Below are 13,876 nucleotides of genomic sequence, written 5' to 3' on the forward strand. Positions count from 1 at the left end.
AGAGCGCGCCGCCACCCGGCCCGTGGCGCGGGGGGCGTTCGCTAGTTGGAGGACTCGCGGGACCAGCCGATCCGATAGATCCGCCCGGTCTGCGCCCCTTCGATGCTCTTGACGTATCCGAGGGCGGCTTCACTGGCCGGAACTGCTTTCGTGCCCCGGAAGTAAGGGGCATAGATTGGCAGCGACTCCTCGATCACCGTCGGACTGACAAGGTTGATCCGCAGCCCTCGCTTCATCTCTATGGCTGCGCCGCGAACGAACCCCTCGAGCGCTCCGTTCACCAATGCAGCCGACGATCCTTGAGGCACCGGGTCGTCGTTGGTCAGTCCCGACGTCAAGGTGAAGGACCCTCCATCGCGAATGTATTCGAGCCCGTAGGTCACCAGATTGACTTGGCCCATGAGTTTGCTTTGCAGGCCGATTTCGAACTGTTCTGGCGTGAACTGGTCCAGCGGAGCGAAGTGGACTTCCCCCGCCGTACAGACCAGCGCGTCGAAGCTGCCGATTTTCTCGTAAAGGTTCCTGATCGAGTCGGGCTTGGAGATATCGACGCGCAAGTCGCCCCTGGTGCGACCCACGCGAACCACTTCATGCCGGGAATCCAATTCGGCAGCGACTGCCGCGCCTATCGTGCCACCGGACCCGACAACGACGACTTTCATCACACGGCCTCTCGACAAAATGATGAGTTGGTTCGTGGCCCTGGGGCTGCGCCCGATTCCTGACTGACATCGCAGGCGACGATTGCCGTCGCCGCCTGCGCAGCCGAACTGGGCTATTTTTCAGCCATCACCGACCAGCGGTCGACCAGGTCCTTGTTCTGGTTCCACCAGTCGTCGACGGCCTGATCGAACGTCTTGCCGTCCTTCACCTCGCCATTGATGGCGGTGATGTCCTCGATCGGCACGTAGACGCTCGCCAGCGCCTCGCGGGCATGCGGATCCTTGGCGGAGAAGCCTCGCTTGCCGATCCAGTAATAGCTCTGCGGCGGAGCGAAAATGTGCTTGGGGTCCTTCAGGAACTTCACGTCGTACTTCATCACCATCCAGGATGGCTTCCACAGCATCGTGACGATGGGTTCCTTGCGTTGCATGGTCGACTGCAACTCCGCCGTCATGGCGGCGGTGCTTCCCTCGACGACCTTGTAGTTCAGGCCATAGGCCTTGACGGCTTCGCCGACCTCTCGCATGAGCCCCGAACCCGGCTCGATGCCGATGATCTTTCCGCCGACCTTGTCGCTGATCTGATTGAGCTGGTCGACCGAGTCGACGGGCACGTAGGACGGTACGACAAGGCCCTGGAACAGGCCGTGCGAGACGACAGAGATCTTCTCCAGCTTGGTCTTGTTCTTCTCCCAGTAGTCGGATGCGACATAGTTGATCTGCGAAACGAGAATGTCAGCGTCGCCCTTGCTGAGGGCGCCGAACGCAATGCCCCATTCGGAGAATTTCACGAGCTCGACCTTGTAGCCCTCTTTCTCCATGAATTTCTTGGTGATCAGGCTGACCGGAAGCAGATCTTCCCAGCCCATCGTTCCGATTGTGATGGTCTTTTCCTGCGCCTGCGCCTGCGCGGACGCGACGGCCACGAATGTGGCCACAACAAGTGTCAGTTTTCTTATTATGTTACGCATGCACGTTCCCTCCCATTAGGGCCGATGATAGGACCTCAGCCAAGCAGAGGCCCGAGCGAATGCCGCAGAGCCGCCTCTTGCTCGGACGAGAGCCTCCTTAGCGGCTTGCGGACGTTTCCGGTGCCGAAGCCGCGCAGCTGCGCTGCCCTCAGCACCGATGGTGTGTATGGCCCTCGCCAGATGAAAAGCAGCGACGGCAGCACCCGCTGCCAAAGCTGGAACGCCTCGTCATACTGTCTGGCGGTCACCAGCTCGTACAATCTGACTGCTTCGTAGGGCATGTAATTGGCTGCCCCCCAGATCACGCCGCGAGCACCGGCCAAGAGCGCGTAAAGCGTGGTCGTGTCGCAGCCGTTGAGGACAGCGCCTCGCGTGCGCAGGAACTCCTGGTGCACGGTGAAGTCGCCGGCGCTGTCTTTGATGTATCTGAAGTTCTTGAGCCCGCTGAGGCGGTCGAAAAGCCCCGCCGATACCGAAATCCCGGTCGCCTGCGGAATGTTGTAGCCGACGATGTCGATGCCGACAGCCGCATCGATTTCCTCGTAGAAGCTGAAAATGCCCTGCTCGTCGGATGGACCCTCGAAGTAGGGCGGCAGGATCATCAGGGCGTTCGCCCCGACGCACTCGGCTTGCCGAGACCGCCGGATCACCTCCTCCACGTTGAGCGCGGAGCTTTGGCAAATCACATTGCATCGGCCGGCCACGAGCTTGACGCCAACCTCATAGAGACGGTTGCATTCGCTTTCGGTCAGGTAGGGGTGCTGTCCGGTGCCGGATCCCAGCACCAGGCCGTGCACGCCGGCGGCAACATACTTTTCGACCAGTTCTTCGAAGATCGCGAAGTCGATCGCTCCATCCTCGTCGAATGGAGTCTGCATCGCCAGATTAATGCCCTTCAGGTCGCTCATTCCATTCCTCTTCGATTTGACTAAACCTCTGCGCCCGCCTGCTTGAAGCGAAGCGCCGTCACGAGGCGGACTCCCATGGCGGTGATCAGTCTTGGATAGGGTCTGCTTGGCTGGGCCCGGCCTTTCAGAATCTCGATCACCGGCGATGAAAGACCGGCAGCGACTTCGGCAACCGCCTTTCCGAACGCGGCGCCCCTGGCCACGCCCGTTCCGTTGCAGAAAGCGGCTCCATAGACGTTCTCTCCCAACTCGCCGAAGACCATGCCGCCGTTTTGCGCCAGCGTCAGGAGACCGCCCCAACTGGCCTCGAAACCGATGTGCGAAAGTTCGGGCCAGCGACGCTCGAACGCCACCTGCTGTTGAATTCGGGCCCTTTCGACGTCCTTCGCGGTCGTCTTGAAATCACGCGCGTAGGCGTAGACGTTCCGCAGGAAGAGCCTGTTGTCGCTGGTGCGCCGTACCGTCGTTCCGAAGCTGTTCGCCGGTATCAGTCCGTAAGCCTCTTTGTTGCCGACTAGCGAAAGCTCCCGCTCGGTTAGTTGCCTGGTCATGCTCGCGAAGGTGTAGAGCGGTATTGCGCGGTTTTCGAAAAAGCCGAACTTCGTGAGATAACCCGAGGCGCAGATAATTACCTTCGAGGCTCTTATCGTGCCGGTAAGGGTCTCGCAGACGTGCTTCGGAGTGCCAAACTGCACCGCCGTAATTGGGGTATTCTCGTGCACCGTCACGTTTGCCGGCAGTCGTTTTGTAGCGCTCTTCATATACTTGGCCGGCTGGACAAGTATCGTGCCGGGATGGTGTATCGCCTTGATGTAATGCCTGCTGCCGGTGATCGCGCGAATTTCCTCGCGCTCGGTCCAGCTGTACCTTTGTCCGAGCACGTCAAGGGCTTCGGAAAAGCGTCGTAGGTCCTCTACACCGTGGGCAGTGGCAGCACTATGGTACTTGCCCTGCGGATCCCAGTCGCAGTCGACGCCGTGGTCCTCAATGGCGCTTCGGATGTAGGCGATGCCGTCGAGGTTGACGAACAGTTCCTCCTTGTTGCCCTTGATGTCTTCGACGAAGTCCTGCTTGCGAGGGTTGTGGGCAAGGTCGATAACGAATCCCATGCATCGCCCTGACGCGTTGTTGCCGATGCGGCCAGCGTCAACCAAGATCACGGAGGCATCAGGGTTGAGTTCCGCAAAGCGGCGCGCCGCATGAAGCCCCATCCAGCCGCCGCCAATGACGAGACAGTCACAGACTGTATCGCCCTTTTGCGGGACAAGTGGGAGTTCGGGGCCTGATGCCAAGTACCACCCGGAATCGGTCGGTTCCGGATTGGGCAACTCGACGACCCTGCGTTCCTTCAACACTGTCCGATTGAGTGAATTCATGAGCAGCTCGCGACGAATGAGAGGACCTGAGCTTGTACGGTCCGCTCAAGCTCGCTTTGGATCGCCATTCGAATAGCCTAGCCAGCGCTCATCTCGTAGACGAAAAAGATAGCGTCTGATATCAATCAGCTTCATGTCGAAGCTCAGAAGCCTAGTTCCGTCCACACATTCCCTGTTTGTTTTTGAAGCAGCCGCTCGCACGTTGAGTTTCAAAAGCGCGGCTGCTGAATTGAACGTCACCCAGCCTAGCGTCTCTCACACGATCAAAACATTCGAGAGGCACTGCGGTACCGCGCTCTTCGCGCGAGACAATCGGGGCGTGCAGCTGACCGAGGCTGGGCGGCAACTCTATGACGAGGTTCGAACCAGCTTTCGTCGACTGGAGCAGAGGCTGGAGGCGATATCGGACGGGGGCACCAAATATATCACCTTCGCCGCATCCACGTCGCTTGCCGCTCACTGGCTGGCGCCGCAGCTCTATCATTTCCAAGAAGTGCATCCCGACGTCAGAATCAAGGTGGTGGCAACCGACCGTGACATCGAGCCCGACCATGAAGTCGACGTCACGGTGTGGGTTCGGCCCCGCGATTTCGAGCGAAGCAACAGCTGGTTCGTATGCGATGAGATCGTGTTCCCAGTCTGCTCTCCAGGATACCTGCTATCGCATCCCGCTCCCACCACAGTCGACGACTTGACCCATCACAAGCTGATCCACTCCTCGGACGCTTTTCGCAAGCGAATGAGCTGGGCCGAGTGGGTCGAGCTTGCCGGCGGCATCGGTAGTGAGATCAAGGAAGACATAGTTTTCAACGACTATCAGCTCACGCTGCAAGCGGCCCTCGCTGGCGAAGGGATATCGCTGGGCTGGTCTTTGACGGCCCAGCACCTCCTAAACAGGCGTCTTCTCGTTCGCCCGATCGAAAAGACGATTCAGACCGACAGAGCTTTTTTCCTGCTTTCTAGCGATGATGCCACGAGGAACAAACGGTGCAAGGTCCTGGTCGACTGGTTCCTGGCGCAATCGCGCGAACTTCGCACCGGGGACAAGCTGCCGCAGGCAATCGAATATCCCTCCCAGACATAAATTGGGTTTAAGGCCAACGCAAACTTTTGCGCATTCTCACAACCAGTTCCCACCCCTATCATTCCTTCCCATGAATTGAGGGCCGCTTCTGCGCCCCGCCCAGGGAAGCTACGAGAATGGATACTGATGCTCCGGTAGTCCGGCGCCGCGGAGGGCGATCTTCGGTCGTTGCTGCACGGGAGATGGAAAAGAGGCCTCGCGTTTCGACCATCAAGTACGGCATCAAACCGGTAGAGGCGGTCAGCGCCGAGCAGCTCGAACGGATCCACCAGGCTTCGCTGGCCATCCTGCGTGAAATCGGCATCGAATTTCGCGACGAGACCGCCATCCGGCAATGGAAGGATGCCGGCGCCGATGTCCGTGACCACCGCGTGCGCCTAGGGGGCGACATGGTCATGGACCTTCTCTCCAAGGCTCCGTCAAGCTTCGAAATGACGTCTCGGGATCCGTCGCAGCGCTTCACTATCGCGCCCGACACGATGACATTCGGAGCCATGCAGGGCGCTCCGAACATCCGTGACCTCCAAGGTGTCAGACGCGCCTCCACGATCGAAGATCTGCGGAACATGAATCGGCTGACGCAGATGCTTCCCGGTTTTCATATCGCCGGCGGCTTCACCTGCGAGCCGACCGATATAGCGGTGCCATGGCGCCACTTGCATATCAATCACTCGAGCCTGGTCGAGACCAACATGCCATTCTTCGGTCTCACAACCGGGCAGCAGCGCGCCGAGGACTCGATAGCGATGGGTCGCATCGTCCACGGCAAGGCGTTCATGGACGACAACGCTGTGATGATCGGACACGTCTCGGGAAACTCGCCGCTCGTCTGGGACGCGACGATGCTCGAAGGCCTGCGCGCTTTCGTCGAAGCGAACCAGGTGGTGCTGCTTTCCCCCTTCGTGCTTGGTGCGGCCAACACTCCGGCGGACATTCCAGCCACCATCGCACAGTTGAATGCAGAGGCGCTCGCCGCCCTCGCATACACTCAACTGGTCAAGCCCGGCGCCAAGATGATCTACGGGCAATACTCGGTTTCTGTGTCGATGCGTAGCGGAGCCCCGATGTCTGGCATGCCGGAGGTCACGCTGATCAACGCGGTGATCGGCCAGTTGGCGAGGCGGTACGGCGTGCCGTGGCGAACCACCGCGTCCCAGTCCTCGGCCAAGACTTTCGATGCGCAATCGGGCTATGAATCGGCGGTCGCCTATATGTCAGGCGCCAGCGCCAACGCAAATTTGATGATGCATGCGGGCGGCTGGGATGAGGCAGGGCTGGTCTGCTGCATGGCCAAGTTCGTCGCCGACGCCGAGCAGAATTTGCTGATCGAGAAGTACGCTCAAGGCATAACTTTCGATCATTTCGACGACGCGCTCGAAGCCGTGCGGCGCATCGGCCCCGGGGGGCACTATCTCGGCGACTCATTCACCCTAAAACGTTTCAAGGACGCCTTCATCGCACCCGAAATCCTCGACTACCTCAGCTACGAGCAGTGGAAGGTACAGGGATCGAAGGACATGGCGCAACGTTGCCGCGACAAAGCGAAGGCGATCATCGCGAGCTATGAACAGCCTTCGATGGACCCTGCGGTACGCGAGGAGCTCGACGCCTTTGTCGCGAAACGTCAGGAGGAGATTTCACCGAGCATCGCCTAGTCGCGGCGAGGGGATCGCGTTCGATTGGTCGCTGACGGCCCAATATCTTCTCGCAAACAAGCTTCTCCTGCGCCCGTTGCCGTCGGAAATAAGAACCGACAGGGCCTTTTTTCTGCTGACCAACGATCGTGCGGGCCAAGGCCGAAAATGGCGCGAGCTCGTGGATTGGCTCATGTCCCAGTCGAAAGAGCTTCGCGTGGAACGCGATTGACTCTCCGAGCTGTGCGACCGCCGCCGGACCGGATCATAGGCTCGATGAACGGCGAAAGCTTGCTTGGCGGCCGCCTGTCTCTCGGCCGGCCGCATCACGGCTTTCCGATCCGCCTGAACTGCTTGGGCGTCATCGAAAAGTGCTTCTTGAAGGTGCTGCAGAAATGTGCGCTGTCGCTGAACCCGGTTTCATAGGCGATCTCGGTGACGCTTCGCCGCCGGCTGGCCAGGAGCTCGCGCGCCGCGAGCAGGCGTATCCGACGCCAGAATACGGCTGGTGCGGATTGGAGATCGGCCAGGAAGGCCCGGTTCAGGCGCGCCTTGGAGGTGTTCAGGGAGCGCGCGAGCTCGTCGATCGAGCACGGCGCATCGATCCGCGTTTCCATCACTTTCACGGCCTCCACGGTCAGCCGCGACGCCGCCCCGAGCGCCTCCTCGTAAGGTTTCGTCCTGAGGACAATCCGAGGCTCCTCGGGTTTGAAGAGAAGATAGTTGAGGGCCTTTTGAGCCCTGCCGGCATTGCTGTAGTGGGCAATGAGGAACGCCGCGACCTCGATGGCCACGACGCTCCCCGGGCAAGTGACTATGTTGCCGTCGATGACATAGTTTTGGCTGGTGATCGGGCTGACATCCTGAAACCTGTCCACGAACTCGCCCAGAGTGTCGAAGTGCAAAGCGCATTCCCGATGCTTGAGAAGGCCGGCCTGCGCCAGCACGAAGCTGCCTGTGCATAAACCGACCATGGGAATGCCGCGCTTGCTCGCGGCCTGCAGATAATCATACGTCCCCGCCGCGATGTCTTTCATATCCCGCAGGAGCCCGCCGCACACGGCCAGGCAGTCATACGCGCCTGGATCGTCCAGATTTCCGTTCGGCACCATCTCGAGGCCGCAGCTCGCGCGCACCGGATGCTGCCCTGCCGAAATGAAATCCCACGCGAAATAGACCTGCCGGCTCTGATCCTCCCTGTCGGCGGCCAGCCGAAGCGCATCCACGAAGCTCGCCATCGGCGTCAGCGTGAAGCTCGGACAAAGGATGATGCCGATCTTCAGGTAGGGAAGTCCTACGCGATCCGGCGCTTTCAGCGCGGGTGTCAAGGCAAGCTCCTTCTCGCTTACGATAGCCTGCTCCAATTCTTATGAAAAACGTATCGAAATCGCAATTCGTGAATTTCGCGAACCGCTAATGTTCGGTCATCCCAATCAGGTGAGCGCTCACGGCGCGGAAACCAAAGATGACGCTGAAGCCGGCTTTCCCGAAAATCCTCGAGCCGCTTCAACTGCGCCACAAGACGCTGCGCAACCGGATCAATTTCGGGGCTCACACGGCCAACATGGCCGAGGACGGTCTGCCTGGAGCGCGGCACCTGGGCTACTACCTGGAGCGAGCCAGGGGAGGCGCGGCCATGATCGTGGTCGAGCCTATGCCGGTCCATCGCACGGCTCGGCTGACGCGCGGCAATTTCCGTCACGACGACGATGCGGTGATCCCCGGTTTCAGGGCCATCACCGATGCATGCAAGGCCGAAGGCGCGGTGATGGTTCACCAGCTTTACCATGTCGGCCAGCATGGGGATTACGACAATTCCTACTCGGCCAACTGGTCTCCATCCGGGCTGCCGTCTTACCACGATGGAGACGGTAGCCATCGGATGCGGCAAGCAGAGATCGAGGAGATCATCGAGAGCTTCGTTGGCGCCGCTGTCCGAGCCAGGGAATGCGGTTTCGATGGTGTGGAATTATTCGGCCCCTACAATTCGCTCATCGAACAGTTTTGGCTTCCATGGTCGAACCGGCGCGACGACCGCTGGGGCGGCTCGTTCGAAAACAGGATGCGATTCTCGACCGAGATCACCTCGCGCATTCGTGCGGCCGTCGGTGAAGAGTTCATTATCGGCCTCGCCTCGAGCATCGATACCTCTGTCGACGTGGGGATGAACACGGGACTGCTCCAGGAGATCGCCGCGTATCACGATACGCGGGCGCTGATCGATTACATCAGTTGCGGCACGGGCAGCTATTTCGACCACTCCTCGGTGATGCCGACCTTCCTGTTTGCCGACAAGCTTGGCGCTCCCAACGCCGAGGCGCTGAAACAAGTCTGCAAACACACCCGCGTCCAGGCGGAAAGCCATATCCGGACGCCAGAGAATGCCAACGAGGTCATCTCGTCGCGGCAGGCGGACATGATCAGCATCGTTCGCGGACAGATCGCCGATCCCTATTGGGTGAGAAAGGTGGAGAGCGGCAGGGACGCCGACATTCGCGGCTGCATCTCGTGCAACCAGATGTGCTGGGGAAGGCGGTCGAGAGACTATTGGATCTCGTGCCTCGTCAATCCTTCGGCCGGCCGCGAATTCGAGTGGAGCGGCGATCGCTTCGGCCCGGCCGAGTCGCCGAAGCGTGTGCTGGTGGTGGGAGGCGGCCCGGCCGGTCTTGAAGCGGCTCGCGTCGCCGCCGAGCGAGGTCACAGCGTGACGCTCGCGGAGGCCGGCTCTCAACTCGGCGGGCAGTTCAGGCTTGCGGGCTTGCAGCCTCGCCGGTCTCAAATCCTGGAGCTGATCGACTGGTACGAACGACAGTTGACCGGACTGGGCGTGACCGTTTTGTTCAATACCCCGCTCGATGCTGGGGAGATTGCCAGCCGCGACTTCGAGGAAATCGTCATTGCGACGGGCTCGCAGCCAGCAGGAACCGGTTTCCAGCGTGGACTGCCTGGGCAGGACCGCCTTCCGGGTGTGGACTTGCCCAACGTCTGGTCCGTCGAGGACGTCATGACCCGGACGGCACGGCTGGGCGACCATGTGCTCCTCATCGATGACACCGGTGATTGGCGGGGTCTCGGCACCGCTCTCGAAATCGCGGCGTCTGGCCATCGCGTCACAGTCGTCACCTCCTGGCCGGTGCTCGGACGTTACCTGCAGCGGACGGAAAGCGACGGCGTGGCGCGGGCCAAGCTCAGGAGCGCCGGCGGCGACTGGATAACCGACTCCGTAGTCAAGGAATGGCATGGCGACCGCGCGACGGTCAGGTGCCACCTCGACGGCGCCGAAACCGTCATCAGCGCCGACACACTGATCCTTGCGACCACCAACGTCTCGGACACGTGGGTGCTGGATGATCTCGAAGATCTGGCACCTGCGCTGAAGCCGAAGATCATCGGCGACGCCTTGGCGCCGCGGCTCGCAGTGGCTGCAATCTACGAGGGGAGGGTGCTTGGCCAATCCATCTAGGCCGCAGCCAACGGCCGGACAACGCCAGCAGTCGCCCCTCTTCGGCCAGCGACGCATCGAACTGGCTGGGCAACGCGTGAGAGACAAAAACCGTCAACAGGGAGCATTCGAAATGAAGTTTTTCAAAAGCGGAGGAACCCGCGTACCAAAAGCGATAACGCGCATGGCCAAGGACGCTCGTGAGGGCCTCATGGACCGGCGCGAATTCCTCGCGATTGCCAGTGCGTTCGGCGCATCGACCGCGGTCGCTTACGGCATGGTCGGCCTGGCCGCGCCGACACCGGCGCTCGCCGAGGAAGGCAAGAAGGGCGGAACGCTTCGCGTCGCCATGGTCGTGAAGCAACAGAAGGATCCGCGGACCTATGATTGGGTCGAGATGGCCAATATCAGCCGCACCTGGCTGGAGCCGCTGGTCAGGTATACCCGCGAATTCACCTTCGAGCCGGTTCTTCTGGAGAGCTGGGAGGTCAACGGCGACGCCACCGAATATCTGCTCCATGTCCGCAAAGGCGTAACCTGGAACAACGGCGACACCTTCAACGCCGACGATGTCGTCTACAACTTCAGCCGCTGGTGCGACAAGAACGCGCCGGGCAATTCCATGGCGGCACGGGTCAACAGCCTTGTCGACCCGAAGACCGGCAAGGTGCGCGAGGGCGCCGTTACCAAGGTCGATGACTACACCGTCAAGCTTTCGCCGAGCGACCCGGACATCGCCATCATCGCCAATATCACCGACTATCCGGGCCTGATCGTGCACCGGAATTTTGACGCCGACGGCGCCAATCCGGTCACGAAGCCGATCGGGACCGGTGCGTTCGAGCTCGTCTCCTACGACGTCGGCCAAAAGGCCGTCGTTAAGCGGCGCGAGAACGGCAAGTGGTGGGGTGGCGAGGCGTTGCTGGATGGGATCGAGTTCATCGACTACGGAACCGATCCAGCCGCGATGGTAAGCGCCTTTGAGGCCGGCGAGGTTGATCTCAACAATGAGACCGGAGCGGACTACGTCGAGATCCTAGACAAGATTGGGCTTCACCAGACGGAGATCCAGACCGCGACCACACTGGTTGCCCGTACCAATGTCACGCAAAAGCCCTATGACGACCAGCGTGTGCGCAACGCTCTCCAGATGGCGGTCGACAATAACGTCGTGCTTCAACTCGGCTATGCGGGGCGCGGCACGGTGGGCGAGAATCATTTTGTCAGCCCAATTCACCCCGAATACTATCCCTTGGCCAAGAAAGCGCGCGACCCGGCAGGAGCGAAAAAACTCATGGCGGAGGCGGGCCAGGCGGATTTCGAGCACGAATTGATCACCGTCGACGATGACTGGAACAAGAGCACGGGGGATGCGATCGCCGCTCAGCTTCGCGACGCGGGCATCAAGGTCAAGCGCACGGTGATGCCCGGCTCGACCTTCTGGAACGACTGGACGAAGTACCCTTACTCTCTGACCGTCTGGTACATGCGTCCCCTGGGCGTCCAGGTTCTGGCGCTGGCGTTTCGCACGGGCGAGGCCTGGAACGAGACGGGCTACTCCAATCCGGAGTTCGACAAGAAGCTCAAGGAGGCCTTGTCGGTGAGCGCGCCCGAAAAGCGGCGTGAGGTGATGAAGGATATCGAGACCATCATTCTGGACTCGGGGATCATCATCCAGCCTTATTGGCAGAAGCTCTACAATCACATGAGCAAGAAGGTGAAGAACTACTCCATTCACCCGACGTTCCAGATGGATCTGCAAACGGTCTGGCTGGAACAGGCCTGACCGATCGGTGCCCCGAGGTGGCGGCCGCGGAATCTGCTTCTTGAGAGGGAGGTTTCGCTGCCGGCACCGGGCTCGTCAGCCGGCGTTCTTGTCTCGGCCGCAAGCGCTTTCCTAAGCGGCCGTCAGTTATCGCCGACCAGGGCGTCCGCCTTCATACCCTGGGGTGCGATGAACATTTCCATGTTCTCGCGCGACAGTTCCCAGTGCTCGAACACCAGGTCGACGACGGCGTCCTCATTATGCGCGCCGATGGCTGAGATGAAGCCGTCATGGTGTTCGACCGCCGTCTGCAGCCGCTTGCGCATGTCGTCATTGCGCGGGCGAAAGAAGGTGTGGCCGATGCGGGCGTGGTCGATCAGCAGCCTGCCGAGGCTTGGCTGAAGATAGGCGTTGGCGGACATCTCGCCGATGATCTCGTGAAACCTGTTGTTCTCGACCACCATGGAAAGCGCGTCGCCCGACTTGCTCGCGGCACGGAAACGCTCCTGCGTGTCCTTCAGGTCAACCATCTGCGAAGGCTTGAAATTCTGCACGGCCAGCCGGCCGATGGCGGCGTAGACCATCGGAGCGACCAGGAAGAATTGCCGAAGGGTCGAATGGTTCATCGGAACGACCCTGGCGCCCCGGTTCGCGCGGATTTCAATATAACCTTCGCCTTCCAGCCGGCGGAAGATTTCCCTGACCGGGGTCCGCGACAGGCCATAGCGCTCGCTCAGCGCCACTTCGTCCAGATCCTCGTCGGGATCGAGCTCCATTGTCAGGATGCGACGCTTCAGATCGTCGTAGAGACTGCCCTTGCTTCCCTTCATGGCGCACCTTCGGAATCATCTCTGCCAATCGACATATCCGGCACGGTTGGAAGAGTCGCATGCACATGCAAGTGAGTCAACGGATTGTATTTTCTTGGTACACAATATATGACCGGATGGATCGGTGGCTCGCCCAAATGACAGCCAGGACGGCGATCTTGTCTGAATGAGCTTCGGATAACGCGAGGGTCGGCAAAGCATGGCCAAGAAGTTTGCGTTTCTCCTGGTGCGCGATTTCACTTTGTCGCCGCTGTCGCTGTTCATCGACACGCTGCGCCTGGCCGGCGACGAGGGCGATCGCAGCCGCAGGGTAGAGTTCGACTGGCAGATCGTCGGCGAGCGCGGCTTGCCGATCAGGGCGAGCTGCGGCGTCGAGCTATTGCCGACCAGGGCGATCGGCAATCCGGAGGATTTCGACAACGTCGTCGTGGTCGGCGGCCTGCTCGACACCAACCGCAACCTCAGCGCTGAAAAGGAGGCCTTCCTTGTCCGGGCCGCCGACAAGGGCGTGCCGATAACCGCGCTGTGCACGGGAAGCTTCGTGCTGGCGCGCTACGGCTTGCTGGACGGCTACAGCGCCGCCGTCAGCTGGTTCCACATCAAGGATTTCCGCGCCGAATTCCCCGATGTGAATGCGCATGCCGACAGCCTCTATTCCGTCGACCGCGGCCGCGCGACATGCGCCGGCGGCACGGGTGCTGCCGACCTCGCCGGCTATTTCGTGTCGCAATTCATCGGTCAGAAGGCGGCGGAAAAGGCCGCCAAGATCCTTGTGCTCGATCGCATCCGCAACATCCGGGACGTGCAGCCCGTCGGCGACCTGTTTCCCGAAGCGTCGAGCCGTGCGGTGAAGCGAGCCTTGCTGCTGATGGAAAGCAGCCTGCAGGAAAAGATATCGGTCACCGAGATCGCAAGCCGGTTGAATTGCTCCAGGCGCCAACTCGAGCGTCTTTTCGCGACCGAGCTGGGCACGAGCCCGATGGCCGCGTACCTGGCGCTCAGGGTTCACTACGCCAAGTCGCTGCTGGAAGGCAGCGACCTGCAGATAGGCGACATCGCCTACAGATGCGGCTTCGAAAATGCCGGGCACTTCAGCCGGGTATTCCGCCAGCACACCGGCATCACGCCGACCAATCTCAGGCATCCCGGCCGCTTGGCTGCTCAAGCGGCGAAGCAGTGAATTCCTGAAGGCCGGATGCGGACG

11 protein-coding genes are annotated in these 13,876 nt (G+C 60.7%); 5 read left to right on the forward strand and 6 right to left on the reverse strand.

Features of this window, described 5'->3' with window-relative positions:
• Nucleotides 1-41: 41 nt before the first annotated feature.
• The 4 genes from CK220_RS21390 to CK220_RS21405 form a co-directional block, all read right to left on the reverse strand.
• Nucleotides 42-662, reverse strand: a complete 621-nt coding sequence (locus CK220_RS21390; RefSeq protein WP_095813435.1) for a short chain dehydrogenase — start codon at nt 660-662, stop codon at nt 42-44.
• 113 nt (nt 663-775) lie between these two features.
• Complete coding sequence (locus tag CK220_RS21395) at nt 776-1,633, reverse strand: glycine betaine ABC transporter substrate-binding protein (RefSeq protein WP_095813436.1); 858 nt, start codon at nt 1,631-1,633, stop codon at nt 776-778.
• Between the two features lie 35 nt (nt 1,634-1,668).
• Complete coding sequence (locus tag CK220_RS21400; protein ID WP_095813437.1) at nt 1,669-2,541, reverse strand: dihydrodipicolinate synthase family protein; 873 nt, start codon at nt 2,539-2,541, stop codon at nt 1,669-1,671.
• Between the two features lie 20 nt (nt 2,542-2,561).
• The gene (locus tag CK220_RS21405; protein ID WP_095813438.1) at nt 2,562-3,917 is read right to left on the reverse strand and encodes an FAD-binding oxidoreductase; all 1,356 of its coding nucleotides are present in this window, start codon (nt 3,915-3,917) and stop codon (nt 2,562-2,564) included.
• A gap of 133 nt (nt 3,918-4,050) precedes the next feature.
• Between CK220_RS21405 and CK220_RS21410 the strand changes: the two genes are divergently transcribed.
• Entirely contained in the window at nt 4,051-5,001 is a 951-nt protein-coding gene (locus CK220_RS21410; protein ID WP_095813439.1) for a LysR substrate-binding domain-containing protein, read from the forward strand.
• A gap of 116 nt (nt 5,002-5,117) precedes the next feature.
• A complete protein-coding gene (locus CK220_RS21415) occupies nt 5,118-6,656 on the forward strand; it encodes a trimethylamine methyltransferase family protein (protein ID WP_095813440.1) in 1,539 nt (512 codons plus the stop codon).
• 305 nt (nt 6,657-6,961) lie between these two features.
• Here CK220_RS21415 and CK220_RS21420 read toward each other — a convergent pair whose 3' ends face one another.
• Nucleotides 6,962-7,963 (reverse strand): helix-turn-helix domain-containing protein, encoded by a 1,002-nt coding sequence (locus tag CK220_RS21420; RefSeq protein WP_141245193.1) that lies wholly within the window; start codon nt 7,961-7,963, stop codon nt 6,962-6,964.
• Between the two features lie 137 nt (nt 7,964-8,100).
• On the opposite strand from CK220_RS21420, the gene CK220_RS21425 reads away from it, so the two are divergent.
• Both CK220_RS21425 and CK220_RS21430 read left to right on the forward strand, forming a co-directional pair.
• On the forward strand, nt 8,101-10,098 hold the full coding sequence (locus tag CK220_RS21425) for an FAD-dependent oxidoreductase (protein ID WP_176479153.1): 1,998 nt from the start codon (nt 8,101-8,103) through the stop codon (nt 10,096-10,098).
• A gap of 112 nt (nt 10,099-10,210) precedes the next feature.
• A complete protein-coding gene (locus CK220_RS21430; RefSeq protein WP_095813442.1) occupies nt 10,211-11,863 on the forward strand; it encodes an ABC transporter substrate-binding protein in 1,653 nt (550 codons plus the stop codon).
• A gap of 122 nt (nt 11,864-11,985) precedes the next feature.
• On the opposite strand, the gene CK220_RS21435 is transcribed toward CK220_RS21430, so the two are convergent.
• Nucleotides 11,986-12,672 carry a GntR family transcriptional regulator gene (locus CK220_RS21435; RefSeq protein WP_095813443.1) on the reverse strand — a complete coding sequence of 229 codons (687 nt, stop codon included), beginning with the start codon at nt 12,670-12,672 and terminating at the stop codon, nt 11,986-11,988.
• Between the two features lie 199 nt (nt 12,673-12,871).
• On the opposite strand from CK220_RS21435, the gene CK220_RS21440 reads away from it, so the two are divergent.
• Nucleotides 12,872-13,852 carry a GlxA family transcriptional regulator gene (locus CK220_RS21440; RefSeq protein WP_095813444.1) on the forward strand — a complete coding sequence of 327 codons (981 nt, stop codon included), beginning with the start codon at nt 12,872-12,874 and terminating at the stop codon, nt 13,850-13,852.
• The last annotated feature ends 24 nt before the right edge of the window (nt 13,853-13,876 follow it).

This window comes from Mesorhizobium sp. WSM3860 (genome assembly GCF_002294995.1).
Lineage (GTDB): Bacteria > Pseudomonadota > Alphaproteobacteria > Rhizobiales > Rhizobiaceae > Mesorhizobium.